Origin of the sequence: Gordonia terrae (genome assembly GCF_001698225.1) — a bacterium.
GTDB classification, from domain to species: Bacteria; Actinomycetota; Actinomycetes; order Mycobacteriales; family Mycobacteriaceae; genus Gordonia; species Gordonia terrae.
The window spans coordinates 2,255,708-2,280,982 of the sequence record NZ_CP016594.1 but is presented as its reverse complement, the minus strand read 5'-3'; the positions used below and the strand labels follow the sequence as shown (position 1 = coordinate 2,280,982).

Genomic DNA, 25,275 nt, shown 5'->3' with positions numbered 1-25,275 from the left:
CGGCCGGCGTCACTCCCCCGCGGTGAGATCGATCGGTTGCCACCTCACCGCGTCGCCGGCGGTGTCCGCGGTCGGAACAGCGACGAGGGAGCCCGGCTTGCATCCACGTTCGTCGAGCGCGGTCGCGACGTACTCCAGGACGCGATCGGGATCGAGTTCGAACTCCGACTCGCGCACCCGCACGAATCGCCAACCGCAACGACGCAACTCACGCTCACGCTCGAGATCCGAGCGCGCCTGCTGTCCGGTTCCGGCGAACTCGTCGGCGTCGCACTCGACGGCCATCCGGGCATCGGCACCCAGCACGACCAGGTCGACGACGCGGTTGTTGACCGTGACCTTCGGGGTGACGTGGTAGCCGAGGGCGACGAGGCGGTTGAACACCCGCTGTTCGAGCAGGTTGTCGAACGGAGGCACGCGACGGTCATCCGGGACGTCGATGGGCATGACCCCGATCGACGGCCCCTCGTTCGCCGTGACATAGGACAGCAATGAATGGCGAAGGTCGTTGGGGCGCAACTCGTCGAGGCCGATCGAATGGAACAGCCACAGCTGGTCCATGGCACGAGTCGCCGCCACGTTGAATCGGCGTTGCGACTCCGCCCGGGTCAGCGCCGAGATCGCACCGGCATCCGAGACGACCATCGACAGGAAGATCACGCGTCGCTCGTCGCCCTGGAAATCGGGCGGGGACCCGACCCGGATCCGGCGGGAACGCCAGGTGTCGGGATCGAACTCGGTGTGCAGCGCCTTCTCGATCGCCTCGACCTGCTTGACGCCCTGCAATGCGATCACGCCGAAGTCCAGTCCGTCATAGGCCGGATCCGCCAGGCAGCCCCGCAGTGCGTCGACGATCGCGCCCACCTCGGCGTCGTTGACGACACCGTTGCCGGTTCCCGTCGCCGTCCCGTCGACCGCGACCGCCCGCAACGGTTCGAGCCGGTCGGAACCGTACTGGCGCACGGGGATCAGTGGTGCGGACCCGTAGAACTGGCGAGACGAGAACTCGATGATCTCGGGCATCGACCGGAAGTGTTCGCGAAGGCCGATGACGTTGCCGAACCGACTGCGCAGCAACGAGAACAGACTCGACCGCGGCGTCAGCCCGTCGCGGAGATACGTCGGCAGATCCGGCAGCGCGGCGTCGAGTTCGGCGAACGCCGAGTCGAGTGTCGTGCCGTTCAGACCGGCGGGCGCACATTGCTTGTCGTCGCCCACCACGATCACCCGGGGAGCCAGCCACAGCAAGAAGGCACTGGTGATGTCGGCCTGCGACGCCTCGTCGACGATGACGACATCGAAGGAGTTGCGGCGCGGCGGCAACGTCTCGGCCACCTGGCTGATCGACATGATCCAGGCGGGGACGGCATTCTGCGCCTCGACCATGGCCTCGCGCGCCGCGCGCCGGAAACGATTGGCGTGCTTGCCCGATCCCTTGCCCAGGTTGATCATGTGGTCGCGGTAGGACTGGACGGCCTGCAGCTCGCCGGATGTGGTGCGTGTCAGCAGCTCCCGGATGGCCTGCGCAGACGCGAGACGAGTGGTCAGGGACGCGATGTCCACGTCGATGGCGTCGAGTGCCGACTGCAACCGGTCCTCGGCGAGCGGATCGCTACGGTCCTGCGCCCAGGTGTGGGCGAATCGCCACGCCCATGCCGCGCCCATGTCCCGAGCGCGTTCGGTCCAGACCGGATCCTGCGCACCGGCCCACATGATCTTGGCGAGTTCGGGTGCGCGGCCACGCAATCGGAGTCCGAGGAGCTCGAGGGCGTTCTGCTCGTCGGCGTCGGCCGCGGCCGCGGTGAAGGCACGACGAGCATCGCGGATCGAAGCCGGATCGGCCGTACCCAGCGCCGAGAGCAGCGCGTCACCCTCCGGCGACGGCCCCTTCTCGAGTTCGGTCGTCAGCCCGTACACGCGATCGGCGAGTTCCTGCTCGGCCAGGACCGCGTCGTTGGCAACGGCGACCGACCGGGCCTGATGCGCCACCTCGGCCACCTCGGCGACGGTGCGCGGGCGCGGACCGCCGGGGCTGATCGCCTCGAGTTCGCGCACCAGATGCTCACGCCCGGAGAGCAACCGGGAGATCCATGACAGCTGGGTGTCGAGGCGCACGAGGTGGTCCAGCTGAGCCGACCGTGACCCCGAGGCGTCGACCGGGACGTGCAGGTCCGCGAGGATGCGATGCACCTGGTGCGTCGCGTCGACGACGGTGAGGTGATCGGCGACCCGCCGCAGCGACGCCTCGTCCCGGGGCGGACGACCGTCCACCGTCGCCCGCACCGGCGCGTCCTCCACGGCGCGCTGCTCGGGCGAGCGGCGCAGCCGTCCCCGCCACTGACCGCCGTCCCGCAGGAAGTCGGCGGCGGCATCGAACAGCGCGGCGTCCCCGGGCCGGTTGCCGTCGACGACGACCGCGTGCCCGCCCAGATCGCGGTCCCGGCGAGCAGCTTCGGCGATGACCGGCGACAGCGTCGTCACCCGCGACCAGAGGTGCGCGGCCCGACCGGCGAGCAACCGGTCGGCCATGTCGATCATCGGACGCGGGTAAGAGGACACTTCGCCGGACGCCACGGCCAGGTCATCGCAGATGTCCTTGATCCGGACCAAGCGAGCACTGTCGACCCCGTCGAGCACAGACAGCAGGGTCTCGGCACCGGCCATCGGTCCGCGGGGCCGGGACGCGATCCGCTCGCAGATCGCATCCATCTGCCCCGGGTCGGGCAGGTGCTCATCGAGGTCGACGAAGCGCTGTGCGATGCGCGAGGTGGAGCCCCCGGTGCTCGCGAGCAACTCCGCGAGCCGGACGAACTCGGCCGAGTCCAGCGGCGGCACGGCGCCGTGCACAGGGCCCGGCAGCCAGTCGAACGCGGCGGCGTCGGCCCGTACCCGCCGGACGATCTGCGCCGGGGAGCCGCGGTAGTCCCCCGCGACCCATTCGTATGTCTCGGTCTCCCCGGCGCGCAGATCCCACAGTTCGCGGAGCGTCTGATCCCGTTGCCGCAGAGCATGTTCCCGCCTAGCAGCCAGATCGGCGATCTCGGCGTCGGCGACCCCAGGAGTAAACGACGCCTTGCGTTCGGCGAGCTCGGTCACCGCGTCCACTATCCCCTCGGCACTGTCCTGGGAGACATCGGCGATCGACACCGTGAGCGCCCGCAGCGCGGGCGGCAGCATGTCGTGCAGGACGTGGAGCGCATGAGCTTTCTCGCTCACCACCAGGACCCGCTGACCTTTTGCCAGCAGTGCCGAGGTGACGTTGGCGATGGTGTGGGTCTTTCCCGTGCCGGGCGGACCCTCGACCACCACACCGGTGTCGGCGCCGAGCCGGGCGAGGACGTCGCGTTGTTCGACGTTGGACGGCAGCGGGAACAGCGCATCGGCGACCAGCTCCGCGGGATCGAGAACGCCGTCACCCCGAAGGGCGGCGAGTCGGTCGGCGGCCTCGATCGGCCGGACGAGCTGTGCCAGTCCGAACGGCACGTCCGAACCCTCGTCCCGCAGGTCGTCGATGATCGCGTCGTAGAACGCGAGCGAGTTCTCCACGCCACGCCGGCGGAGCACGACTGCCGGACGGGTCTCGACCGACAGGGTCACGCGCTCGGTGTCGACGTCGATCGCGTCGCGCCACTCGGCCATCAGCTCGGTGGTCTTCGCCGTCAGCACCGACGCCTGCGCGGCCAGCTTGCCGCGGATCTTGACCGCACCCGCGAGATCGAGACCGTCCAGCGCCGCCAGGAGATGCGTGTCGTGCAGGGCCGGGGACGACCCGGCAGCCAGGGACAACCGGATCGTGTCGTCGGCGTCGCGTTCGGCGACGAGCGCCTGGGTGAGAAGGTGTTCCCGGACGAGCGGCGCCGCGTCGTCGTTCGCGACCTGCCGGACCGTGACCAGCGCCGACGCGACGACGAGCTCGAGGTCTTCGGGATTGTCGAGGAGGTCGTCGACCAGCTCGCCGAGGTCGGCGTGGCCCGAGTCGTTCCGTCCGGCGTCCTCCGGTCGCAGCTCCACGACGACCTGCCCCGGGACCGCGTTCGTGCGTGCGGAGATGGAGGTGGAAGGGCCGAGCCAGACGTGACCGGGATGATCGGCGATGTCGAGCACGTCCCCGGAGCGGGACCGGACGAGATCAGCCAGAAACGACATCAGCCGGGTGACCTGATCGCGCAGCACTTCGCGAGTGTCATCCTGCATACCGATGTGTTCCTCTCGTCGCCGGCGACTCTTACGCTACAAGACGCTGGTCAGAGGGACCCGCGCAGTCGCGCGGGACGGCGCCGGATTCTCTCGCGGGTGCTTCAGCCGACGGTGCGCGAACGCAGCGCGCGGTAACCCCCGTCGACGTAACGCACGTTGGTGTAGCCGCAGTCGGCGATCTGTTCGGCGATGCGCGGCGCCTCCGAGCGGACCGACACGACGGCGATCTCGGTGTCGCGATCGCGGATGACCGGGAAGGTGCCCGAGGGAGTGGGCGTGAACCGCCTCGGCACCTCGGTCGGATCGACCACGAGCGCACCGGGCAGGCTGCCCTGATGTCGCACCACCTGCGGACGTGCATCGACGACCACTGCGTGCCCCTCGCGGCTGTGATTCATTGCCTCTGCTGCCGAAATCGAATTCACCACTGACACCGGTGACTCACCAACCCTGTTGCTCGAATTTTGTCCGTGTACATCGTGTTTCGCGGTGACCACCGCATGGTGACCCCGCGGGATGACCCCCGTCGACCAGGTTACGGAACGATCTCGAATTGACAAGTTTTCTCACGCAGCTCTCAGAAGTGCGCCGTTGTACGCAGTTTCTGGTACTGGGAGCCCGCCGGCGGCGGGACAGTCCGGGGTCGGTTCAGGAGTGGCGACCGCGACCGGCCACGCGCGGTGACGGACGCTTACCCCAGCTGTCGCCGCGGCGACCGTCGCGTCCGCCACCATGACCACCCGCTCCGCGCTTGCCGCCGCCACGCGTACGCGGTGACCCCATGTCCTTGCGGATGTCGATCGGGTTCTTGCCGATCTTCGTGTGCCGCAGATTGGACAGGGTCTCGCTGTCGAGGTCGTCGGGCAGTTCCACGAGGCTGAAGTCGTCGCGGATGCTGATGTTGCCGAAGTCGGCTCGGGTCAGGCCGCCTTCGTTGGCGATGGCACCGACGATCGCGCCGGGCGACACCTTGTGCTTCCGGCCGACGGCGATCCGGTACGTCGCGAAGCTCGCGCCCGGGCGACGCGGTGCACGCTCGCGCTCGGAGCGCTTCTCCGACTGCGGCGGATCCGGGGTCATCAGGAATCCGCCGTCCCGCGTCTCGAGTGCCAGCGCGGCGGCGATGTCGGCCATCGCGACGTCGTTGTCCCGCGCATAGTTCTCGATCAGCCCGCGGAACAGATCGAGATTGTCCGACGACAGGTTCTGCGTGATGGAGTCGGCGAACTTCGCCACTCGCTGCGCGTTGACGTCGTCGACACTGGGCAGACCGATCTCGGTGAGCGTCTGTCGCGTGGCGCGCTCGATGGCGCGCAGCAGGTGGCGCTCGCGCGGCGAGACGAACAGCAGCGCGTTGCCCGAACGACCGGCGCGACCCGTGCGGCCGATGCGGTGCACGTACGACTCGGTGTCGTGCGGGATGTCGTAGTTGACGACGTGCGAGATGCGATCGACGTCGAGTCCGCGCGCGGCGACGTCGGTCGCGACCAGGATGTCGATCGAACCGTTCTTGAGCTGGTTGATGGTCCGTTCACGCTGCGCCTGCGCGAGGTCGCCGTTGATGGCCACCGCGGAGAATCCGCGAGACCGCAACTTCTCGGCCAGCTCTTCGGTCGCCTGCTTGGTACGGACGAACACGATCATCGCGTCGAAGGTCTCGACCTCGAGGAACCGCGTCAGCGCATCCAGCTTGCGCTGGTGGGAGACCTGGAGGTAGCGCTGCGTGATGTTCTGCGCGGTCGCGGTCTTCGCCTTGACCGTGATCTCCTGCGGCGAGTTCAGGTAGCGCTGTGCGAGACGTCGGATTGCGCTGGGCATCGTCGCCGAGAACAAGGCGACCTGCTTGGTGTCCGGGGTCTCGGCCAGGATGCGTTCGACGTCCTCGGCGAAGCCCATCGTCAGCATCTCGTCGGCCTCGTCGAGGACGAGGAACTCCAGCCCCGAGATGTCGAGCGTCTTCTTGTCGAGGTGGTCGATCACACGACCCGGGGTACCGACGATGACCTGCGCGCCACGACGCAGCCCGGCGAGTTGGACGCCATAGGACTGCCCGCCGTAGATCGGCAGGACCTTCACCTCGGGCATATGGGCCGAGTAACGGCCGAACGCCTCGGAGACCTGCAGGGCGAGCTCACGAGTCGGCGCCAGGATCAGCGCCTGCGGAGTCCGCGCAGACGTGTCGAGCCGGGACAGGATGGGGATGGCGAAGGCTGCGGTCTTACCCGTACCGGTCTGCGCCAGACCCACCACGTCGCGCCCCGACAGGAGCGTCGGGATGGTGGCCGCCTGAATCGGCGAGGGCGTCTCGTAGCCCACGTCGGTGACGGCGGCGCGAACGCGCGGATCGATCTCGAGGTCGTCGAACGTGCCCACGGAGGGGTCGGTCGGGGCGTCGTGCTCGCCGTGATCGGAAGTACTCATGCGGCGGAAGTCTCATTCATCGCCCTCAACTGTAATGGCCCTGCTCCAGAATGTCGGCATCGCGGCTTGCCGGGGTCGCATCAGGCCCCTGAGCAGGGCACGGACCACGATCGCCGACCGGTGTGATGCATCCCACGAATACTGGTACTGTCGGTGCCACTCATCCGGCCATCGGTCCCGGTCACACGCATACCGATGTCCGGAATGTCCATTTGTTCTCCCGTCTCAGGAGTGCCATGCAGCAGCAGTACGCCACCCCGTCTGATCTGACGATCGACGACAAGGCGACGACCGTCGACACGATCCTGCGTTACCGCGCCGAGCGCCCCACGATGCCGCTCTTCCGCAAGCGCTCACACAATCAATGGGTCAACGTCACCGCCAAGCACTTCACCGACGAGGTGGACGCGGTCGCCAAGGGACTCATCGCCTCGGGCGTGCAGGCCGGGGACCGCGTCGCCATCCTCTGCTCGACCCGTTACGAGTGGACCGTCCTGGACTACGCGATCTGGCGCGCCGGCGCCTGCACCGTCGCGATCTACGAGACCTCGGCCCCTGACCAGGTCCAGTGGATCCTCGAGGACTCCGGCGCCACACTGCTGTTCGTCGAGAACCACGAGCACTACACCCGCCACCTCCGGGTGATCGACGAGACAGCGACCCTCAAGGAAACCCTGGTCATCGACGACCACGCGCTTCCCACGGTCACCAAGCGCGGCGCGAAGATCGCCGATGCCGACCTCGACCAGCGTCAGGCGAACGCGTTGTCATCCGACGCCGCCACGCTGATCTACACGTCGGGCACCACCGGTCGTCCGAAGGGCGTCGTCCTGACGCACGCGAACTTCCTCGCCGAGACCGCGGCGACCCGTGACGCGGTCGGCGCGGGGATGCGGGAGGGCAAGTCGACGCTGCTCTTCCTGCCGCTGGCCCACATCTTCGCCCGGGTCGTCACCGTCGGGTGCGTGGAGAACGGCGTGATCCTCGGACACACCAACGACCTGACGAACCTCGTGGCCGACCTGGGTGTGTTCAAACCGAACTACGTGCTGTCGGTGCCCCGCGTGTTCGAGAAGGTGTACAACTCCGCCAAGCAGAAGGCCTACGACGGCGGCAAGGGCTCGATCTTCGACAAGGCGACCGACACCGCGATCGAGTTCAGCAAGGCCACCGAGGCCGGCAAGGTCGGACTGGGCCTCAAGCTCCGCCACGCCGTCTTCGACAAGCTGGTCTACGGCAAGCTGCGCGACGCCCTGGGCGGCCAGTGCGAAGGCGCCATCTCCGGCGGCGCCCCGCTCGGCGCGCGTCTCGGCCACTTCTTCCGCGGCGTCGGCATCCCGGTGTACGAGGGCTACGGGCTGTCGGAGACCACCGCGGCGGTCACGGCCAACAACGAGGACAACCAGAAAGTCGGCTCGGTCGGCCGACCAATCCCCGGCGTCACCGTCGCCATCGCCGAGGACGGCGAGGTCCTGCTCAAGGGACCCGTCGTGTTCGGTGGGTACTGGAAGAACCAGGCCGCCACCGACGACGCCATCCGCGACGGCTGGTTCCACACCGGTGACATCGGCACGCTCGACGACGGCTATCTGTTCATCACCGGCCGCAAGAAGGAACTGATCGTCACCGCCGGCGGCAAGAACGTCTCCCCGGCCCAACTCGAGGACACCATTCGGGCGCATCCCCTGGTGAGCCAGTGTCTCGTCGTCGGCGACAACAAGCCGTTCATCGCGGCACTCATCACCATCGATGCCGAGGCCGTTCCCGGATGGCTCGAGCGCCACGGGCTGCCGGCCGACACCCCGACCTCGGACCTGGTCGACAATGCCGATCTCAAGGCGGAGATCGACGCCGCGGTGAAGGAGGCCAACACCAAGGTCTCCAACGCCGAGGCGATCAAGAAGTTCTCCATCCTCGAGACCGACTTCACCATCGACACCGGAGAGCTCACCCCGACGATGAAGCTCAAGCGCAACGTCATCCACGACGCGCACAAGGAAGCGATCGCCGACCTCTACACCTGAGCGAATCTCTCAGCACGACTCGCCGCGGCCCAGGATGACCCCGGGCCGCGGCGCTGTCTATCGTGCAAGTCAATGAAACGAGACCTGGCCATCGATGCCACCCGCGGGGTGGCGATCTGGAGCATGATCACGGCGCACTTCGCGCATGAGTCCACGCTGGCCACCCCGACGCACGCCTATCCCTACGTCGACGGCATGTCCGCGTTCGTGATGCTGTCGGGAATCGTCCTCGGCCTCGTCTATCAGCGGTGGGTCGCGCGTCACGGACTCGCCTTCGCCTACCGGCGGCTGGCCAAGCGGATAGTCGTGCTCTATCTGTGCCAGCTGGTCATCGCGCTCGTCGCGGTCGCCGCGGCCCTGGCCGGTCATCGCTGGCTGACGCTCTTGCTGCCGGTCGACGGCTGGGCCGACGGCATCCGGCTCGCGCTGACGATGCAGTACCTGCCGAGCGGCGGCAACATCCTGCTCCTGTACATGGTCCTGCTGATCTCGGCGTTCGGACTCTTCCCGCTGCTGCGCCGAGGCTGGTGGATCTGGGTCCTCGCCGCCTCGCTGGGTCTCTATGTGTTCTCGCTGATCTACTCCCCCGGCTGGTTCTACCTCAGCGCCTACCAGGCCGCCCCGCACATCCAGAACGTCGCGGGCTGGCAGATCATGTTCGTCCCCGCGCTCGTCATCGGCTGGAACTGGTCGACCTGGAAGGTCCCGGAGTTCGTCGACCGGTGGCTGGTCGCGATCGTCGTCGTCGCCCTCGCGGTGGCGTTGTTCTTCCACTTCGGCATCGACCACGGCCCCTGGGCGCATCTCGAGCCCTACGTCGCCGACAAGCTGGACTTCCGACCGGCCCGGGCCATCGGCGCGTATCTCGCGATCCCGGCCGTCTACGGGCTCTTCCGGCTGTTGCTCAAGTGGTGGCACCACGACTGGCTGCGACCCCTGGTCATGACCGGGACCCGCAGCCTCGACTCCTACGTGATCCAGGCGATCGCCCTCGTCGTGGTCCCCATCCACATCGCGCACCGCCCGTGGAACTCGGTCACGATGGACGCCGTGGCGCTGCTGGTGTTCGCCGCCTGCTGGGGCTGGGCCGAGTTCCGCCACGTCGCCCACATCGACAAACTGCACAAGCTCCCGGTACGGGTGGTCGACCTCGTCCGCCCACGCCGAGCCGAGGTCGCCCCCGGATCCGGACCCGGCGTACCCACGTACGAGAAACCGGACGCCACTCGGTCTGCGGGACCGGTCGTCGACGACCTGTCGGCCGATGTGGTGTCCGACGACCTGTCCGGAATGGATCGGGACGTGATGGACCCGGCCGGGTCACGCATCGACGAACCGATGGGAGTTCATCCGTGACAGGTGAGATGACACGCAGCGTCCACGCCGGGAACGACGCGTCGGGTCCGTCGGTGCGGACTCCCATCACGATGGCGAATTCGTATCACCTGCCGCCCGAACCCGAGGCGATGAGCTGGTCGGGCACCGAGCAACTGTTCTACACGCGCAACACGGGCGCCAACGAGGTCGCATTGCAGGACAAGCTCGCCGCACTCGAAAATGCCGACGACGCCGTCGTCCTCGCGTCCGGGGTGGCCGCATTGCACGCCGTGTTCTTCACCCTCCTGTCCGCCGGTGACCACGTCGTCGTGTCGGACACGACGTACGAGGCCACGTGGAAACTGTGGTCGGACCTGTTGCCGACGAAATACGGGATCGAGGCGACCTTCGTCGATGTCGGGGATCTGGATGCCACCCGCGCCGCCGTGCGGCCCGGCACCACCCGCATGCTGATCGCCGAGACGATCGCCAACCCGACCACCAAGGTCGCCGACATCGGCGCTCTCGCACAGATCGCCGCCGACACCGGAGCGCTGCTGCTCGTCGACTCGACCTTCACCCCACCGGTGTTGTACCGCCCGCTCGCCGACGGCGCCGATCTGGTCGTGCACTCGCTGACCAAGTACATCAACGGTCACGGTGACGCGATGGGTGGCGCCGTGCTCGGCCGACCGGACCTGATCGCGCAGATCCGGGAGCAGGCGATGGTCGACGTCGGCGGCGTGATCTCGCCGTTCAACGCGTGGTTGATCGCCCGCGGTGCGATCACCCTGCCACTGCGATTCGCTCAGCACCAACGCAATGCCGAGCGGGTCGCGGCCTTCCTCGACGACGACCCGCGCATCGCCTACGTGCGCTACCCGGGACTGTCGTCGCATCCCGAACACGACCTGGCCGCGCGGCAGTTCGGCGGTCGCGGCTTCGGAGGCATGATGGCCTTCGCGGTCCGCGGCGATCCGGCCACCCAGAATCGCTTCGTCTCGGCGCTGACGACGATCACCTCGGCGGTGTCACTCGGTCACGACGAATCGCTCATCGTCCACGTCGGTGCCGACGGGCCCCGGGTCGCCGCGTACCCGGAACCCTTCCGCGAGTGGGGCCATCTGCGATTCTCGGTGGGCCTCGAGGACGCCGACGACCTCATCGCCGACCTCGCCGCCGCGCTCGACGCGACGTTCCCGGCCACCCCAGGTGGTTGAGCCGGCACCGAGCGCAGCCGCCGGGCCGAGCAAGCGACGAAGGAGCGCATCGAGGTCGAGGCGCTTCCCCTGCTGGTTGAGCCGGCACCGAGCGCAGCGAGGAGCTTCCCCCGCTGGTTGAGCCGGCACCGAGCGCAGCGAGGCGCCGAGTCGAAACCACCTCCCCCGCAACCACTCTCAGGTCGCTTCGTACAGAATCCCCCGGCCGATCGCCTCACGGACGACGGGCAGCGCGGCCTCGGCCAGGGCGTCGGCATCGACGCCGTGGAAGTCGGCGAGGAGTTCGAGCAGGACACCCAGCGGCACCTGTCCCCGGCAACCGGCGAGCAGGGCGCGCGAGATCTCGTCGACACCGAGAACTGCGCCGGGACCCCCGGGCCGGCGAACCGCGGCCGACACCTGTTGCCAGCCCTCGTCACCCGGGAGCGAGTGCTCCTCGAGCATGACCGGCGCCACCGACAGCCGCTGAGCGAGCAGCCGGCCGTCGGAGGTCTCCCGCAGGTAGCGCCGTCGCGCGAGAAAGGCCTGCGCCTCGTACCCGGTCACCTCTTCACCGGCGCCGGTGATCTCCTCGACCACGACGTCGGGAGCGCGGTTCTCGTCCGGCATCGGAAGCCGGGCGGTGATGGAGCCCATCCCGATCGCCGCGATGCCGTTGGTCTCGAACCATTCGAGCCACTCCGCTCCCCGCTGCGCGGCGTCGGACTCGTCCTCACCGGCGTCGGACAGCCACAGGGAGATGTAGCTGATGGGGTCGGCGACCTCGCGCTGCACGACCCACGCGTCGAGTCCGGTGCCGGCGAGCCACGACCGGACGCGCTCCTCCCACGGTTCGCCGTCGCGGATGATCCAGTTGGCCAGGATCTGGCCGGTGCCACCAGGATTCAGATGCGCAGGCAGCTCGCGCACGAGTTGTTCGCAGAGCCCGTCCCCGACGACCCCGGAATCGCGGTAGATGTAGTCCTGGCCACCGGCGCCGACGACGAACGGCGGATTCGACACGATGAGATCGAAGCGTTCCCCGCCGACGGGCTCGAACATGCTGCCCGAGCGCAGATCCCACGACATCCCGTTGAGGCGGGCCGTTGCCGCGGCCAGCGCCAGCGCTCGGTCGTTGGTGTCGGTGGCCACGATCTGCTCGCAGTGGGCGTCGAGATGCAGAGCCTGGATGCCGCACCCGGTACCGATGTCGAGCGCGCGACGGACGGGCTCACGGATGACCGCTCGGGCCAGCGAGATCGACGCACCGCCGATCCCCAGGACGTGGTCGCGGGCAACGGGTCCGGGCCGCATCGCGGCGTCCTGATCGGCGACGACGAGGTAGTCGCGGGTGTCGTCGGCGTGCGGCCGGATGTCGAGGTTCGCGCGAACCCGCGACCCATCGACCCGGACCAATACCCCCTGGGCGATCAGCGCGTCGATTCCGGCCGTCGGGAACGACGCGGCGACAGCGTCTTCGGGCTCGTCCGAACCCAACAGGAACAAGCGGATCAGAGTGGCCAGCCGACCGTCCTCGCCTGCGGCGTCGCGCGTGGCGGCGAGCGCAGGCCACCACACACCCCGCACGAGCGCTTCGTGCGCGTCGGCGCCGAGCAGGCCGGTGACGCCGTCGTTCGTGTACCCCGCCGACCGCAGATCGGCACCGAGCGCCGCGACGACGGTGTCGTCGGTCAGCGGATGGCCGGCGGCGTCGTCGGATGGCTGGGGTCGTCCCTGGTCGGCGGTCACGGTCGCCAAGGCTACCGACGAGGCCGCCGACCGCCGGCCCGACGGGTTCAGCACGATGCGAGGACCCGCCGCATGGCGTCGCGTTCGGCCGGGGTCACCCACAGTCCGTACGACTTCTTGACCTCGATCTGCCGGCCGACGTAAGTACATCGGTACGCCTTGTTCGGCGGGAGCCACGTGGCGGCGTCGCCGTCGCTCTTCCGTTGGTTCACGGTCCCGGAGACGGCCTGCAGATTCCGCGGATCGTTCGCGAACTCGATGCGCTTGCCCGCGGCCCAGCCCGCCGCGCCCTTCTGCCAGGCGTCCGACAACGCGACGACGTGATCTATCTGAACGAGAGCCGACGTCTCCTGTCCTCGGGTGAACGGGATGGTCGTACCGGTGTACGGGTCGGCCAGCGTGCCGGCGAGAACTCGACACCCGTCGTCGTGGACCGTGATCCCGGTGAGGTCTCGGCGGAGGATGTCCTCTCGCGTCCGGCAACCGTTGCGGCCGAACTGCACGTCGACCGCGTCGTCCCACGCCTTGCCGAACCGCGCCCGGGCATAACCGGTCTTGGGGGCACGCCCCTTCACCTGGAGAGTTATCAGGTCGGCGAGGGCCTGACCGACGCCGGGTGCCGACGTCTGGACCCCTGGTGACGGCAGCGCAGATGTCGACGAGCCGACGGGCGGAGCCGACGGGCGGAGCACCTCTCCCGATCCGGTGTCGGTCCCGGATACGAACAGGGCACCGAGTCCCACGACGACCGACACCGCGGCGATCATCACCGACAACCATGCCGCTCGACGTCTCACCTCGAAATCGTTGCACGACGCACCGACAGTGCTTCCGGTCCACCCGGTGCGCGGACCGGCGCTGCGCACCTTAAGATTCGTTCGACTAACTTCCCCTTCGCGGATTGCTCTGGTCGCGCACGACGCCGTGATGGCGGCGGGCGCCGACACTCCTCGCCGGGGTACCAGACGACTATTCGGGTAGTGGGTGCATGAGTTCAGGTCGGGGCAATGCAGCACGGCGCGTACAGCCATGGGTACTGCGACTCGTCGCGGTGTTCACATTGACGATGTCGCTGCCCACTCTGGCGGCCGGGACGAGCACTGCCGCGATCGTCGGTAGCACGGCACCGTTCTCGGCAGCTCCGCTGCGCGCGACGCCGGTCCACGAGCTCACCCCGACCGTCGACCCGGAAACCGAGACCTATCCGGAACGCCTCGAACGCGTCGAGACTCTGACCCGCCCGCTGCTGCCGACGCCGAAGTCGCTCGAGGGCGCCGAGACACGCTGCGCGAGTGGCGATTTCACCACCCTGTCGGTCGTGTACGAGTCGATCTTCGAGGCCGTCTACGACATCCTGCCGCCCTCGTTGCAGGCGTCCGCGCGCGCAAGCCGGGCTGGGGCGCATCGCGACATGCGCAGGCTGCACATCTCGACCCTCGCCGTGACCGAGCATCCGCTCACCCTCGGTGCCGACGACGACGATCCCGCCCTCGACTACCGCGACCCGATCTCGCAGCTTCTCGTCTCGAACCTCCTCAAGATCCGCGACGGCCGGCACACCGAGGCGATCCCGCTCGGGAACATCACCGTGATCCAGGCCGTCGAAACGGTGTGGCTGTACATGTTCACCACCGTCCTGATCCCGGCCCGGCTCCTCGTCGGGTCGGCACCGGACTTCGGCAGTCCGTTCGCCGGCACCGACGCCGACGGCCTCGCGCAGTTCGTCACGTACAACTGGCTGCTGTCCGCCTTCGTCTTCTCGTCCGAATTCGCGGTGAAGGCCCTCTTGCGCGCTACGGCGAAGACCGTTCTCGACCAATGCGTCGCACGAGTGACCGACGAGCAGCGCGCCCAGGCGGGACGCCCGAGTGACACCGTCCGCTTCGACATCCCCATCCCGCCGATGGTGGCCGAGATCGCCGACCACCTCGCACTGGCCGATGTCGAGACCTGCACGCCGATCGGCTCCCTCACGCTCGGCCGGTTGGTCCGCTACGTGTCCGCGCAGGCGCAGGAGAACAACCCCGCCGATGCAGCCAGGATTCGCGCCGAGACGACGCGAATCCTGAGCGTCATGCGCGGAATCCGCATCCACCACAACCTGATCCCGCTCGACCCGGCGGAGGATCGCTCCGTCGGGGAACTGGGCGTCTCGCTCTTCGGTTCCCTGATCCCGATCTTCGGCGGCGCCCCGCTCGACATCCTGCTCGGCATCGGACACAACCTCGGCCACGGCGCGGATCCCTGGGAAACCGTGTCGCTCGACGAGCTCACCGTCAGTAAACCGATCACCGCGGCGCACTACGCGTACAAACTCGCGCTGCACCTGATCCGTGAGGTCGGCAATGTCGTCGAGCCGTCCATCCTCGGAGACAGCCCACTGCGTCCGACCCGCCTGCTGGTGACCGTATTGGGACTGCCGATGACCTATGGGCTGGTGACCGCGCACCATGTGATCCGGTCGATGTGCCTGCGCGTCGACGACACCACCGGTAGCGGGTTGGGCGCCGAGGCGAACCGACGGAAGACAACCGACCCCACTCCGCGAGTCGGCGTGACCCGGAAACGCGAATCAACCCGGCCGTCGGCGTCGAGAACTGCGGAGCCGTCGCGAGCCACCTCCACGATTCCGCGTCCCGAAGCACCTCGATTCAGCATTCCCGGCCTGAATTGAGCGGACGAGTCCGCATTCGACGGACTTGTCGCTCTATATCCGAAGTGACTCCCGACACCGGGAATGCAGACGTCCATGAATCCGCCTCGCCTTTCGACTACCGTGGTCAGTGTGTCGAAAATACAGACAGTGACCTTTGTCGACGATCTTGACGGTCGCGAACTCGATCCCCAAGACGCACAGACGGTTTCGTGGTCGTGGCTCGGCGTCGACTACGAACTAGACGTGTCCTCGACCAATCTCGACAAGATCGAGCAGGGGAAAGTGACCGTCGCGAAATTGCTCAAGGCGTCGACCCGAGTCGGTGGGCGTCGGCGGTCACCATCCGCACGAACGAAGACCAATTCCGGCGGGGCCGGTTCGTCGGTGAATGCCTCAATTCGGGAATGGGCGGCCGACAACGGTTACGAGGTCTCCGCTCGCGGCCGGATTCCGAACGACATTGTCGAGGCGTACAACGCCGCCCACTGATCCAGTCGACGACTGCCTGATCGATCGCCAGAGTCCGATACCGCGGACTCTGGCGATCCGCCTTTTGGCCGGCCGTCACGTACACCCCGATCGCGCTGCGCCGCAGACGATTCGGTACACACGACGGACACTCACTGCCGGGGCGTCGAATCAAGACGCTGGGCCGGCCCCGTCGCACGAGCAGCATCTTCCGCAACATTCACGCTGTCAATGGACTCATTTGATAAGCTGATGCGCACGAACGGTGTGCCACCGGCGTGCGGAGCAGTTCACCGTCGGAGGCCACCCCGAGGGGGCAGGACAATCGGATGAGCACAACGGAGAACGAGCCGGTCGACCACGACGGCGCTGACAGTGAGGCCCCGGACGAGGTCGCCGTGGCGGCCCGGGTCAGGGTCACACTCGACGACGGTTCGACCAGGGAGGGCGAGGTCGTCGACGACTTCGCGGACCTGGCCGGCGACGCCACCATCGAAACCCGCATCGACGACGAGCGCACCGCGCGCCTACGCCGCTGGGCGATCTCGACCGACGATCACGACATCGTCTTCGCCGACGACGACGCGGTCGAGGTCATCTCGGCCCAGATGTGACTCAGAGGGGCGCGAGCCTGATCATTCGACGGTCCGACGAGAAGATCCACCCGTCGCCGTAGGGCTCGAGTGCTGTGCCGGTGACGAACGCATCCGGGTCGGAATCGATGGCGAGGAACGGTGCCGTCCACGCGATCTCGCCGGTGGTCACGTCGACAGCGGTGAGGATGACGCCATCACTGCCGGCCAACAGACGGTCGCGGTAGCCATCTGGGTTCACGCCGGCGGAAGCATCGTCGCGCCACGCTCGGTGCCACAAACGTTCACCGGTTCTGAGGTCGACACCACCGTCGCTGCGGGCGGTGCTGTCCGTCACGTACACAACGCCGCCGGCGACCGCTGTCACGGCTCCGGTTGCGTTGGTGTCGCGCGATATGAGGTCGCTGTTCGTCCACAATCGGTCGCCGGTGGCGCGGTCGTAGGCCGAGTCGCCGAGTAGGACGGGGTCGGAGTCGGTCGTGGACTCGTACCCCGGCCGTTGGACGGTGGGATTCGAGTTCGACGCGACCACCTTCCCGTCCGGCCCCCTGAGCAGTTGCTCGGACGCATTGCCGGCCGACTCGCAGCCGGTGTCGGCGTGGACGAGGAACCCGCCCGGCAGCAGCGACGAGGTTCCGACGCATTGTGTTCCGTTACTCCACAATTCGGCGCCCGATTCGGCATCGAACAGGGCGAGGTCGCCACCGGTGCGCACGAGCCCGACACCATCGATCACGGTGAGCGCCTCGCTGCTGTACACCTCCTCATAGGAGGCACCGACGTCGAATTGGCGGGTCCAGTGGGCTGACACGTCGTCGAAGGTCCCCGAGTGGACTCGCACGTCGTTCTCCTCGACGCTGCCCTCGGCGACGTACAGGACATCAGACGTGGTCGCGATGGCGAAGATGCTCTCGGACACCGTGCGTCGTGTCGAGTCACCCGAGTCGATGTCGTAGCTGACGAGTTCGTGGCCCTTCTGAAGGGCGTGGCAGTAGATCTTGCCGTGGAGCGGAACGTCACTGCAGCTGACGAGATCGTGCGCCGGGGCCTGCCAGCGCACCTCTCCGCTTCTCGCGTCGATGCCGATCATCACGGGATCGCCGAGTGTCGTTCCCTCGTTCGGGGTACCGACGATGGTGACCAGCGTGTCGCCTGCCCGGATCATCCCGGGCTCGCCGACCGTGAACGCAGTACCCTCGCGCGGGTCGGCGAAGGCCGCGAAGGGACGACCCAACCGGTCGGCAGGATCGAGCGACCACGCCAGACCCGGTGTCGCCGCGGTGGTTCCGGTGATCTTCTTGACCGTCGTCGGAACACGGTCCACCCACACCACAGTCGCCGCGGAGACCGTCACGACCGCGGCCACCGCGGCGGCGACCAGTGTCCACCTACTCCGGGCCGGCATCGTCAGAGCTCCAATCCTGGTGTCAACGCGATGTTCTCGAGCTCGTTCACCGACAGCGGCTCGGTCGGCGAGGCTGCCGTGGAACTGGCCGAGACGCGGGTGCCCGTCGGGCGGGTCACCACCACGGAATGGGTCGTCTCTCGGATCTGATCCCGTGGGTCGGTCGTCGACGACCTCGACTGCCACATGACGTCGGTCTGCACCAGGGTCCCATCGGGAAGGGCTCGCAGCGTCTTCGGGCTACCCCGGCCCGGAACCGGGCGTTCTGCGGACGGCCTCGGCTGGCCACCGATGATCGTGATGTCTATGGCCACACCATCCCCGAGATCCGCGACACCGGTGCACAGCATGCCCTCCGCGGGCGAACCCACCGGCACCATGGGCGCCAACCGCGCGCCGCCGAGATCGACGGTGGCGAGAACCGCGTCGAGTTCGCGTGCCTCCTCACGCGTCACCGGGGTGCCCTTGTACGACTCGAAAGGGCTCTCACAGTGTTCGATCGGCGTCGGCGTACCCGGGGCAACCGGGGTGCTGACACGAAGCCCCGGGTCGTCGACGATGCGCACCAGGTCGTCGATGGACAACGGCACCGAGCCGCTGCGGTCTTGCTGGTTCGCACCGGTCGCGTCACTGGCCCGCGCGGCGATCCAGGATCCGTCGGCCACGTAGGCGCGGGCCGTCCTGCTGAGGGTGCGAACGCCGTCCACTTCCTGCCAAGTGTCGTGGACGTCGACCACCACGCCGTCGCGCAGAGTGCGGCGTTCATCGAGTTGCCCTGCCACACAGGGCGGAATCGGTAGCGACGAGCGTTGTACATCGACAGACACCGAGCCCCTCGCATCTCCGTTGAGCAGCTCACCCCCGGCGTACGTCGACCCGCCGGGCTCCGGGGCCGGGGCCTTGAAAGACGTGATCGGTTGGAAGATGAACGATTGCCGCGGGCTCGCGAAGGCGATTTCGGCCCGGGCCGGGAGCGCTCTCGCCAGCGCGGTGGACATCGCGGTCGCCTTCGGTCCGTTGAACCACGGGAACTCCGGATTGTCGTATGTCGGCGGCGGCCCCATTCCGGTGAACGCGGTGTAGCCCGACTCCTCGGGCACCTCCACGATGTCGCATCCGGGGATCGGTGCTTTCGGGTCGACCGGCTCGTCGACCACCGTCGGTGCCTCGGTGGCAGCGGGAGCGGACTGCTCGGTCCCGGACGAGGCCGGCGGCGGTGTCGTCGTGAGTTCGGGATCGGGTGACGGCAGCACTAGCCCGACCACCACGAACGCGAGAGCGACGATCGACACCAGCACCAGCGCAGTGGTCCAGGTCCGCGTCGACGGCGACGAACTCGTGTCGTCCAGCATCTCTGCCGACCCCGCTTCCGTCGACGGACGCGTCACGCCGGACCGCGCCGAACACAATTCAGAGTGCGCGAGGGGGGACTTGAACCCCCACGTCCTGAGACACTGGAACCTAAATCCAGCGCGTCTGCCAATTCCGCCACTCGCGCGTGGGCGCGACGCCCCAGGAAGGCGGGGAGTCACGCAGTGTAACGGCGACCACCCTACCGGCCGCGTTCTGATCATCGCAGGCCAGGTACCGTCGTAGGCATGTCCTCCACCCGTCGCCGCGCCCACCGGCCCGCGCTCACGGTGCTCGCCGTCTCCGCCGCCGTGGTGTGCCTGGCGCTTGCGTGGTGGCAGTGGTCGCGGTACGAGTCGGCGTCTGGTTCCGGATTGAACCTCGGTTACGCCCTGCAGTGGCCGGCGTTCGCGGCGGCGGTGATCTACGCCTACCGAAAGTTCGTCATCCTGGAGAGCGATCCCGACGAGGCACGCAGGGTCGGCGCCGGAAAGTCCACGGACCAGATCCCCGAGGGAATCCTCCCCGAACGTCCGACGACTCCCAGTGCGTCGTCGCTGACCTCGTCGGACCCCGCGAACGACGTCGCCCTCGCCGAGTACAACCGCTATCTGGCCGAGCTCCGCGACGCCGACGCCCGTCCGACCGACACGAAACCCGCACCCTCATCGAAAGGCCAGCAGTGACCGAGACCGATTCCACCGCCCCCGCCCTCGCCGCCCCGGTGGAGAAGGTCCGCGGCGCGTTGTTGCGGTATCGCGTCCTCGCCTGGATCACCGGCGTGTGGTTGCTGCTGCTCGTCGTCGAGCTCGTGCTGACGTACGGCTTCGACAATCACGCACTCGACTTCGTGCCGTTCGTGCACGGCTGGGTCTACTTCGTCTACCTGATCATGGCCATCGACCTGGCGATCAAGGTGCGCTGGAGTGTGGGCAAGACCGTCATCACCGCCATCGCCGGCACGATTCCCTTCCTGTCCTTCTGGTTCGAGCACAAGCGCACCCAGGAAGTGAAGGCGCAGTTCAACCTCTGATCAGGTCACGCTGGACGTCCGTTCACCCGGGTCCGGCTCACTGGACTCCGTGCGGATCGTCCAGCTCGCGAACTTCTACGGCGGACGCTCCGGCGGTCTGCGCACCGCGGTGGACCGCTGGGGCGCCGGCTACGTGGAGGCAGGTCACGACGTCGTCCTGATCGTCCCCGGCGCCGACCCCGGCGAGGAGGCACTTCCCTCCGGTGTCACCCGGATCACCGTCGCAGCACCACGCATCCCGGCCTCGGGCGGCTACCGCCTGGCGTCTGCGCGTCGCGTCGCCGACGTCCTCGCCCATCTCCACCCCGACGCCCTCGAGGTCTCTGACCGCCTGACCCTCCGCGGTTTCGGCCGGTGGGCGCGCGCCCGGGACATCCATTCGACGATGGTGTCCCACGAGCGCCTCGACCGCCTACTCGGTCAGATCATGCCCGGCCCGACGGCGCGGGCGCTCGCCGATCGAGCCAACGCGGCCACCGCCCGCGACTACGACACCGTCGTCTGCACCACCGACTTCGCCGCCGCGGAGTTCGATCGCGTCGCGGCGCCCAACGTCGTCCGTGCTCCGCTGGGTGTCGACCTCGACGTCTTCGACCCGCGGCACCTCGATCCCAATCTGGGCGAGCAATGGTCCGACGGCACCGGCGCGCTCATCGCCCACTGCGGACGCCTCTCGGTGGAGAAGCGCGCCGACCGAAGCATCGCGGCACTCAACAGGCTCCACCGTTCCGGGACGCCCGCACATCTGGTGGTCGCGGGCGACGGGCCGATGCGAGGCCCGCTGCAACACCTGGCGCGCGGACTACCGGTGACGTTTCTGGGGCACCTCACGGACCGGCGGCAGGTCGCCGCACTCCTCGCGAGCGCCGACCTCTCGCTCTCCCCCGGGCCGCACGAGACGTTCTGCCTCTCCGCGCTGGAATCACTGGCCGCCGGTACACCGGTCATCGGATCGCGCTCGTCGGCCGTCGCGAGCCTCGTCGACGACACGTGCGGCGCTGCTGCCGAGGATTCCGGGTCGGGTTTCGCCAGCGCGATCCGGCAGGTGCTCAGCCTCCCTCGGCTCGATCGCGAACGAGCGGCCCGGCACCGGGCCACCCAGTACCGCTGGCCCGATTCGGTCGCGCGGATGCTGGGTGTCCACGCCGGCAGCTGATCACCCTCGCACCTCTCCCGTGCACGGTCGATGAATGTCGACGCGCTCTCGACGGGATCGGACGCACGGTCGACGGACCGGGCGAGACCGCCGGGACCCTCGGATTCCCTCGGGGATTGAAACTATACCGTCTGGACGGTACAGTTATAGATGACGTCAGGAGACCCCCGGAATCGATCAGAAGGAGGACGACATGGGACGCACATCCGGACGCACCGCCGCCGATACGCGACGGTCCATCCTCGACGCCGCGGCCCGTCTCGTCGCGCGCCAGGGTGCCGCGGTATCGGTGTCCGAGATCGCCGCCGCGGCCGGGGTGTCGAAGGGCGGGTTGCTCTATCACTTTCCCGCCAAAGACGGACTGCTCGAAGAACTCGCCGCCGACCTGATGGCCAAGTTCCGGGCCGAGGTCGAACGAGTCGCCGGCGAGGAGGCCGAGACACCGGGACGACTCACCAGGGCCTACATCCGGGTGAGTTTCGCCGACGCCCGGGACTCCGCCGGCCTGCGCGACCAGATCGCTTTGGCCGCGAGCCTGATGTACGAACCGGGCCCGGCCGAACTCGCCCAGCAGGACGCCGATCACTGGCGAACCACGCTGGCCGACGACGGCCTCGACCCGGCGATCACACGACTCATCATCGCGGCCGCCGATGGCTCGAACACCGCCCCGCTCTGGGGAGCGGTCCTCGACGACGGCGACCGGGCCGCACTCGAAGCAGACCTCATCGCACTCACCCACGGCTCGGGTCCGGTCGCCCCCAACCCGACAACCACACTCGACAACACCTACGAAAAGAAGGGATCATGACCGACATCACTTATCGCCCATACCGTTCCACCGACGCCGAGGACGTCAAGAAGATCATCGACGAGGCGTTCTTCATCCACCGGTACGTCCGCGGTCGTCGCGTTCTCGACAGCGCACTCGAGGTCTATCTGCGTGAGCAACTGGTGGCGAGCACCTGGAGCCGCGTCGCCGAGAAGGACGGTCACGTGGTCGGGATCATCCTGGGACGGGTCGACGGTGAGCCACACCTGCCCGAGCGGGCGAAGAACAGGGCACTGCTCTGGGCGCACACCGCCCGAGCCGCCGTTCTCGGACTGCCCCAGCTGAAGTCGCTGCGCGGCTTCTTCGCGTACGAATCGGTAGCCCACCGGCTCGGCGCCCGCACCGGCAGGCCGCTCGACGACGAACTGACCCTCTTCGCCGTCGCCTCCACCACCCGGGGACACGGTGTCGGAGCCGCACTCTACCGAGCGTTCCTGGACCATCTCCGAGGCCGCGGCCGCTCGGACTTCCATCTGTACACGGACTCGCTGTGCACATTCGGATTCTATGAGCGACAAGGGATGTCGCGTGCCGGCGCCGACGACATGAACATCCTGCTCGACGGCCGGCCCCATACGTTGGGCGTCTACATGTACACCGGCACGGCGAGCTGATCTCGTCCGCGCGTCGACGCGACGGGCGTCAGCCCGCGAGCGCGCGCAGCGCCGGGACCAACTGCGCCAGCGCTTTTCCGCGGTGACTCAGCCTGTCCTTCTCCGCCGGCGACAATTCCGCCGCGGACCGGCCGGCGGCGATCTCGTCCTCGGGGGCGAACAGCGGGTCGTAGCCGAATCCGTGCGGCCCGCGTTCTTCCCGCAGGACGCGTCCACGCCACTCGCCGCGCACCACCGTCTCGGTCCCGTCCGGCAGCACGAGGGCGCACGCCGACACGAACGCCGCGCCACGGCGTTCGTCCGGGGTGTCCGACAACTGGGCCAGCAGGAGCGCGTTGTTGGCCGGGTCGTCGCCGTGCCGGCCCGACCAGCGCGCCGACAGCACGCCCGGCATTCCGTTCAGGGCATCGACCGCGATACCGGAATCATCGGCGAGACAGGGCAATCCGGTCGCTCGAGCACCTGCGTGAGCCTTGATCAGCGCGTTGTCCTCGAAGGTGGCGCCGGTCTCGGGCTCCTCCGGGTAGTCGGGCACCGCGTCGAGGCCGACGATCTCGACCCCGGTGATGCCCGCGGCATCGACGACGCGCTGGAGTTCGGCGAGCTTCTTGGCATTGCGGCTCGCCAGGAGCACCGAGGACATCAGGCCCGTCCGGGGAGTTCGCCCGGGTACGGTTCGGCGAGCACCGCGCGCTGAGCCTCGAACAGCTTCTCCGTACCGACGGCGGCGACGTCGAGCAGCGCATCGAGCGTCGAACGCGGGAAGGTCGCTCCCTCGCCGGTGCCCTGCACCTCGACGAGGGTGCCGGCATCGGTGGCCACGACGTTCATGTCCACCTCGGCCCGCGAATCCTCCTCGTAGGGAAGGTCGAGTCGGACACGGCCGTCGACGACACCGACGCTCACCGCGGCGATCGCGCACGAAAGAGGTTGCGGGTCGGACAGTTTGCCCGCCGCGCGCAGGTAGGTGACCGCATCTGCCAGCGCGACATAGGCGCCGGTGATGGCCGCGGTGCGGGTACCGCCGTCGGCCTGCAGGACGTCGCAGTCGAGGGCGATGGTGTTCTCGCCCAGCGCGCCGAGATCGATGCACGCGCGCAGCGAGCGACCGATCAACCGACTGATCTCGTGGGTGCGTCCGCCGACCCGCCCCTTGACCGACTCACGCGACGACCGATCGTGGGTGGCGGCCGGCAGCATCGCGTACTCCGCGGTCAGCCACCCGAGCCCGGAACCACGACGCCAGGGCGGTACGCCGTCGGTGACACTCGCGGTGCACATCACCCGGGTCTTGCCGAACTCCACCAGGACCGAACCCGCCGGGTGGCTGGTGAACCCGCGGGTGAACGTGATGGGACGGAGTTCGTCGTCGGCTCTGCCGTCAGCTCGTGTGGTCACGGGTCTCACTGTAACGACCGGCGCGCGCACGATATCTAGGTGAGGTCGATGACCTGTCCCTGGCTGACGAGCTCGGTCGGGCCGGAGAACGTACTGCGGGCCTCGGCGAGGATCTCCGCGGAATCCGACCACGGCGCGACGTGGGTGATGGCGAGCGCACGGACGTTGGCCTTGGTCGCGGCCTCCCCCGCCTCGATCCCCGACATGTGCAGATCCGGTGGGCGTTCCGACGGCGCGTGTGTCCACGACGCCTCACACAGGAACAGGTCCGCGTCGGCCGCGAGATCGATGAGTTCGTCGCAGGGCGCCGTGTCCCCGCTGTAGGCGATGACCTGCCCCTCGGGTCCGGTGATCCGCAAGCCGAAGGTGTCGGGCGGGTGGTTGACGTTCATCGCCCGGATCCGCATCCCGCCCAGCGTGATCTCCTGATCGTCGCTCCATTCGTGGACGTCGAACGTGTCGGTGATGTCGTCGAGCTGGCCGGGGAACTCCGATGACCCGTAGCCGATCCGCAGCGCGGTGCCGTGCGGCCCGTACAACGGTGCCCGCCGGCTGGCCGGCTCGGGCGCGTACCGCCGCCAGACGAGCATCGCGGGGAGATCGAGACAGTGATCGGCGTGGAGGTGGCTGAGGACGACGGCGACGTTGCTGGGGTCGGCAACGCGCTGCAGCTCACCGAAGACTCCCGGGCCGCAGTCCACCAGTACCGGTTGTTCACCGGGAACGGAGAGCAGATAACCGGAGCACGCGGCGCCCGGCCCGCCCACACTGCCCGAGCACCCGAGGACCGTGAGACGCATAGGCCCCACTGTGCCACGATTCCGCGCCCGGGCGTCGGCATACGGGTCACAACTGCGCGGCGA

At 68.2% G+C, this 25,275-nt stretch carries 21 protein-coding genes and 1 tRNA gene; 11 read left to right on the top strand and 11 right to left on the bottom strand.

Annotation, left to right across the window (positions count from 1 at the left end):
- Nucleotides 1-9: 9 nt before the first annotated feature.
- The 3 genes from BCM27_RS10325 to BCM27_RS10315 all read right to left on the bottom strand — a co-directional run bounded on the left by BCM27_RS10325 (nt 10) and on the right by BCM27_RS10315 (nt 6,618).
- Nucleotides 10-4,194, bottom strand: coding sequence for an AAA domain-containing protein (locus BCM27_RS10325; RefSeq protein ID WP_004019555.1), 4,185 nt, complete (start codon nt 4,192-4,194; stop codon nt 10-12).
- 104 nt (nt 4,195-4,298) lie between these two features.
- Complete coding sequence (locus BCM27_RS10320) at nt 4,299-4,631, bottom strand: rhodanese-like domain-containing protein (RefSeq protein ID WP_033203518.1); 333 nt, start codon at nt 4,629-4,631, stop codon at nt 4,299-4,301.
- Between the two features lie 214 nt (nt 4,632-4,845).
- The gene (locus BCM27_RS10315; RefSeq protein WP_004019553.1) at nt 4,846-6,618 is read right to left on the bottom strand and encodes a DEAD/DEAH box helicase; all 1,773 of its coding nucleotides are present in this window, start codon (nt 6,616-6,618) and stop codon (nt 4,846-4,848) included.
- 236 nt (nt 6,619-6,854) lie between these two features.
- Between BCM27_RS10315 and BCM27_RS10310 the strand changes: the two genes are divergently transcribed.
- The 3 genes from BCM27_RS10310 to BCM27_RS10300 all read left to right on the top strand — a co-directional run bounded on the left by BCM27_RS10310 (nt 6,855) and on the right by BCM27_RS10300 (nt 11,179).
- Nucleotides 6,855-8,642, top strand: coding sequence for an AMP-dependent synthetase/ligase (locus BCM27_RS10310; RefSeq protein ID WP_004019552.1), 1,788 nt, complete (start codon nt 6,855-6,857; stop codon nt 8,640-8,642).
- Between the two features lie 72 nt (nt 8,643-8,714).
- Nucleotides 8,715-9,998 (top strand): OpgC domain-containing protein, encoded by a 1,284-nt coding sequence (opgC, locus tag BCM27_RS10305; protein WP_004019551.1) that lies wholly within the window; start codon nt 8,715-8,717, stop codon nt 9,996-9,998.
- 8 nt (nt 9,999-10,006) lie between these two features.
- Complete coding sequence (locus BCM27_RS10300) at nt 10,007-11,179, top strand: trans-sulfuration enzyme family protein (protein ID WP_051987037.1); 1,173 nt, start codon at nt 10,007-10,009, stop codon at nt 11,177-11,179.
- Between the two features lie 177 nt (nt 11,180-11,356).
- Here BCM27_RS10300 and BCM27_RS10295 read toward each other — a convergent pair whose 3' ends face one another.
- A complete protein-coding gene (locus BCM27_RS10295) occupies nt 11,357-12,907 on the bottom strand; it encodes a DUF7782 domain-containing protein (RefSeq protein ID WP_081486979.1) in 1,551 nt (516 codons plus the stop codon).
- A gap of 47 nt (nt 12,908-12,954) precedes the next feature.
- Nucleotides 12,955-13,704, bottom strand: coding sequence for an HNH endonuclease family protein (locus BCM27_RS10290; RefSeq protein WP_231896011.1), 750 nt, complete (start codon nt 13,702-13,704; stop codon nt 12,955-12,957).
- A gap of 269 nt (nt 13,705-13,973) precedes the next feature.
- Here BCM27_RS10290 and BCM27_RS10285 point away from each other — a divergent pair, with 269 nt between their 5' ends.
- The 3 genes from BCM27_RS10285 to BCM27_RS10275 all read left to right on the top strand — a co-directional run bounded on the left by BCM27_RS10285 (nt 13,974) and on the right by BCM27_RS10275 (nt 16,645).
- Nucleotides 13,974-15,581, top strand: coding sequence for a hypothetical protein (locus tag BCM27_RS10285; RefSeq protein WP_004019545.1), 1,608 nt, complete (start codon nt 13,974-13,976; stop codon nt 15,579-15,581).
- A 75-nt stretch (nt 15,582-15,656) separates the two neighbouring features.
- Nucleotides 15,657-16,052 carry a histone-like nucleoid-structuring protein Lsr2 gene (locus tag BCM27_RS10280; protein WP_172622052.1) on the top strand — a complete coding sequence of 132 codons (396 nt, stop codon included), beginning with the start codon at nt 15,657-15,659 and terminating at the stop codon, nt 16,050-16,052.
- Between the two features lie 308 nt (nt 16,053-16,360).
- Nucleotides 16,361-16,645, top strand: a complete 285-nt coding sequence (locus tag BCM27_RS10275) for a hypothetical protein (RefSeq protein WP_004019543.1) — start codon at nt 16,361-16,363, stop codon at nt 16,643-16,645.
- Between the two features lies 1 nt (nt 16,646).
- Here the strand turns inward: BCM27_RS10275 and BCM27_RS10270 are convergent, their stop codons facing one another.
- The 3 genes from BCM27_RS10270 to BCM27_RS10260 form a co-directional block, all read right to left on the bottom strand.
- On the bottom strand, nt 16,647-18,029 hold the full coding sequence (locus BCM27_RS10270; RefSeq protein ID WP_004019542.1) for an outer membrane protein assembly factor BamB family protein: 1,383 nt from the start codon (nt 18,027-18,029) through the stop codon (nt 16,647-16,649).
- A 2-nt stretch (nt 18,030-18,031) separates the two neighbouring features.
- On the bottom strand, nt 18,032-19,381 hold the full coding sequence (locus BCM27_RS10265; RefSeq protein WP_004019541.1) for a hypothetical protein: 1,350 nt from the start codon (nt 19,379-19,381) through the stop codon (nt 18,032-18,034).
- 64 nt (nt 19,382-19,445) lie between these two features.
- Nucleotides 19,446-19,527: transfer RNA gene (locus BCM27_RS10260), tRNA-Leu, on the bottom strand.
- Nucleotides 19,528-19,627: 100 nt separating this feature from the next.
- Between BCM27_RS10260 and BCM27_RS10255 the strand changes: the two genes are divergently transcribed.
- The 5 genes from BCM27_RS10255 to BCM27_RS10235 all read left to right on the top strand — a co-directional run bounded on the left by BCM27_RS10255 (nt 19,628) and on the right by BCM27_RS10235 (nt 23,014).
- Nucleotides 19,628-20,065 (top strand): hypothetical protein, encoded by a 438-nt coding sequence (locus tag BCM27_RS10255; RefSeq protein WP_004019539.1) that lies wholly within the window; start codon nt 19,628-19,630, stop codon nt 20,063-20,065.
- The gene (locus tag BCM27_RS10250) at nt 20,062-20,412 is read left to right on the top strand and encodes a DUF3817 domain-containing protein (protein WP_004019538.1); all 351 of its coding nucleotides are present in this window, start codon (nt 20,062-20,064) and stop codon (nt 20,410-20,412) included. The genes BCM27_RS10255 and BCM27_RS10250 overlap by 4 nt, the downstream gene beginning before the upstream one ends.
- Before the next feature lie 49 nt (nt 20,413-20,461).
- Nucleotides 20,462-21,568, top strand: a complete 1,107-nt coding sequence (locus BCM27_RS10245; protein WP_004019537.1) for a glycosyltransferase — start codon at nt 20,462-20,464, stop codon at nt 21,566-21,568.
- 193 nt (nt 21,569-21,761) lie between these two features.
- Nucleotides 21,762-22,379 carry a TetR/AcrR family transcriptional regulator gene (locus tag BCM27_RS10240; RefSeq protein WP_004019536.1) on the top strand — a complete coding sequence of 206 codons (618 nt, stop codon included), beginning with the start codon at nt 21,762-21,764 and terminating at the stop codon, nt 22,377-22,379.
- Nucleotides 22,376-23,014 carry a GNAT family N-acetyltransferase gene (locus tag BCM27_RS10235; RefSeq protein WP_004019534.1) on the top strand — a complete coding sequence of 213 codons (639 nt, stop codon included), beginning with the start codon at nt 22,376-22,378 and terminating at the stop codon, nt 23,012-23,014. The genes BCM27_RS10240 and BCM27_RS10235 overlap by 4 nt, the downstream gene beginning before the upstream one ends.
- 28 nt (nt 23,015-23,042) lie before the next feature.
- Here the strand turns inward: BCM27_RS10235 and rdgB are convergent, their stop codons facing one another.
- From rdgB to BCM27_RS10220, 3 genes are read right to left on the bottom strand one after another with little or no spacing between them, the layout of a single operon-like run.
- Nucleotides 23,043-23,657 carry an RdgB/HAM1 family non-canonical purine NTP pyrophosphatase gene (gene rdgB, locus BCM27_RS10230; protein WP_004019533.1) on the bottom strand — a complete coding sequence of 205 codons (615 nt, stop codon included), beginning with the start codon at nt 23,655-23,657 and terminating at the stop codon, nt 23,043-23,045.
- Nucleotides 23,657-24,412 carry a ribonuclease PH gene (gene rph / locus BCM27_RS10225; protein ID WP_004019532.1) on the bottom strand — a complete coding sequence of 252 codons (756 nt, stop codon included), beginning with the start codon at nt 24,410-24,412 and terminating at the stop codon, nt 23,657-23,659. Before rph ends, rdgB begins: the two co-directional genes overlap by 1 nt.
- Before the next feature lie 35 nt (nt 24,413-24,447).
- A complete protein-coding gene (locus BCM27_RS10220) occupies nt 24,448-25,212 on the bottom strand; it encodes a cyclic nucleotide-degrading phosphodiesterase (RefSeq protein ID WP_004019531.1) in 765 nt (254 codons plus the stop codon).
- Between the last annotated feature and the right edge of the window lie 63 nt (nt 25,213-25,275).

Coding starts and splice junctions, on each gene's coding strand:
- BCM27_RS10325 (WP_004019555.1), bottom strand. CDS start 4,194: ATGCAGGATGACACTCGCGAAGTGCTGCGCGATCAGGTCACCCGGCTG.
- BCM27_RS10315 (WP_004019553.1), bottom strand. CDS start 6,618: ATGAGTACTTCCGATCACGGCGAGCACGACGCCCCGACCGACCCCTCC.
- BCM27_RS10310 (WP_004019552.1), top strand. CDS start 6,855: ATGCAGCAGCAGTACGCCACCCCGTCTGATCTGACGATCGACGACAAG.
- opgC (WP_004019551.1), top strand. CDS start 8,715: ATGAAACGAGACCTGGCCATCGATGCCACCCGCGGGGTGGCGATCTGG.
- BCM27_RS10300 (WP_051987037.1), top strand. CDS start 10,007: ATGACACGCAGCGTCCACGCCGGGAACGACGCGTCGGGTCCGTCGGTG.
- BCM27_RS10285 (WP_004019545.1), top strand. CDS start 13,974: ATGTCGCTGCCCACTCTGGCGGCCGGGACGAGCACTGCCGCGATCGTC.
- BCM27_RS10280 (WP_172622052.1), top strand. CDS start 15,657: ATGAATCCGCCTCGCCTTTCGACTACCGTGGTCAGTGTGTCGAAAATA.
- BCM27_RS10275 (WP_004019543.1), top strand. CDS start 16,361: ATGAGCACAACGGAGAACGAGCCGGTCGACCACGACGGCGCTGACAGT.
- BCM27_RS10270 (WP_004019542.1), bottom strand. CDS start 18,029: ATGCCGGCCCGGAGTAGGTGGACACTGGTCGCCGCCGCGGTGGCCGCG.
- BCM27_RS10265 (WP_004019541.1), bottom strand. CDS start 19,381: ATGCTGGACGACACGAGTTCGTCGCCGTCGACGCGGACCTGGACCACT.
- BCM27_RS10255 (WP_004019539.1), top strand. CDS start 19,628: ATGTCCTCCACCCGTCGCCGCGCCCACCGGCCCGCGCTCACGGTGCTC.
- BCM27_RS10240 (WP_004019536.1), top strand. CDS start 21,762: ATGGGACGCACATCCGGACGCACCGCCGCCGATACGCGACGGTCCATC.
- BCM27_RS10235 (WP_004019534.1), top strand. CDS start 22,376: ATGACCGACATCACTTATCGCCCATACCGTTCCACCGACGCCGAGGAC.
- rdgB (WP_004019533.1), bottom strand. CDS start 23,657: ATGTCCTCGGTGCTCCTGGCGAGCCGCAATGCCAAGAAGCTCGCCGAA.
- BCM27_RS10220 (WP_004019531.1), bottom strand. CDS start 25,212: ATGCGTCTCACGGTCCTCGGGTGCTCGGGCAGTGTGGGCGGGCCGGGC.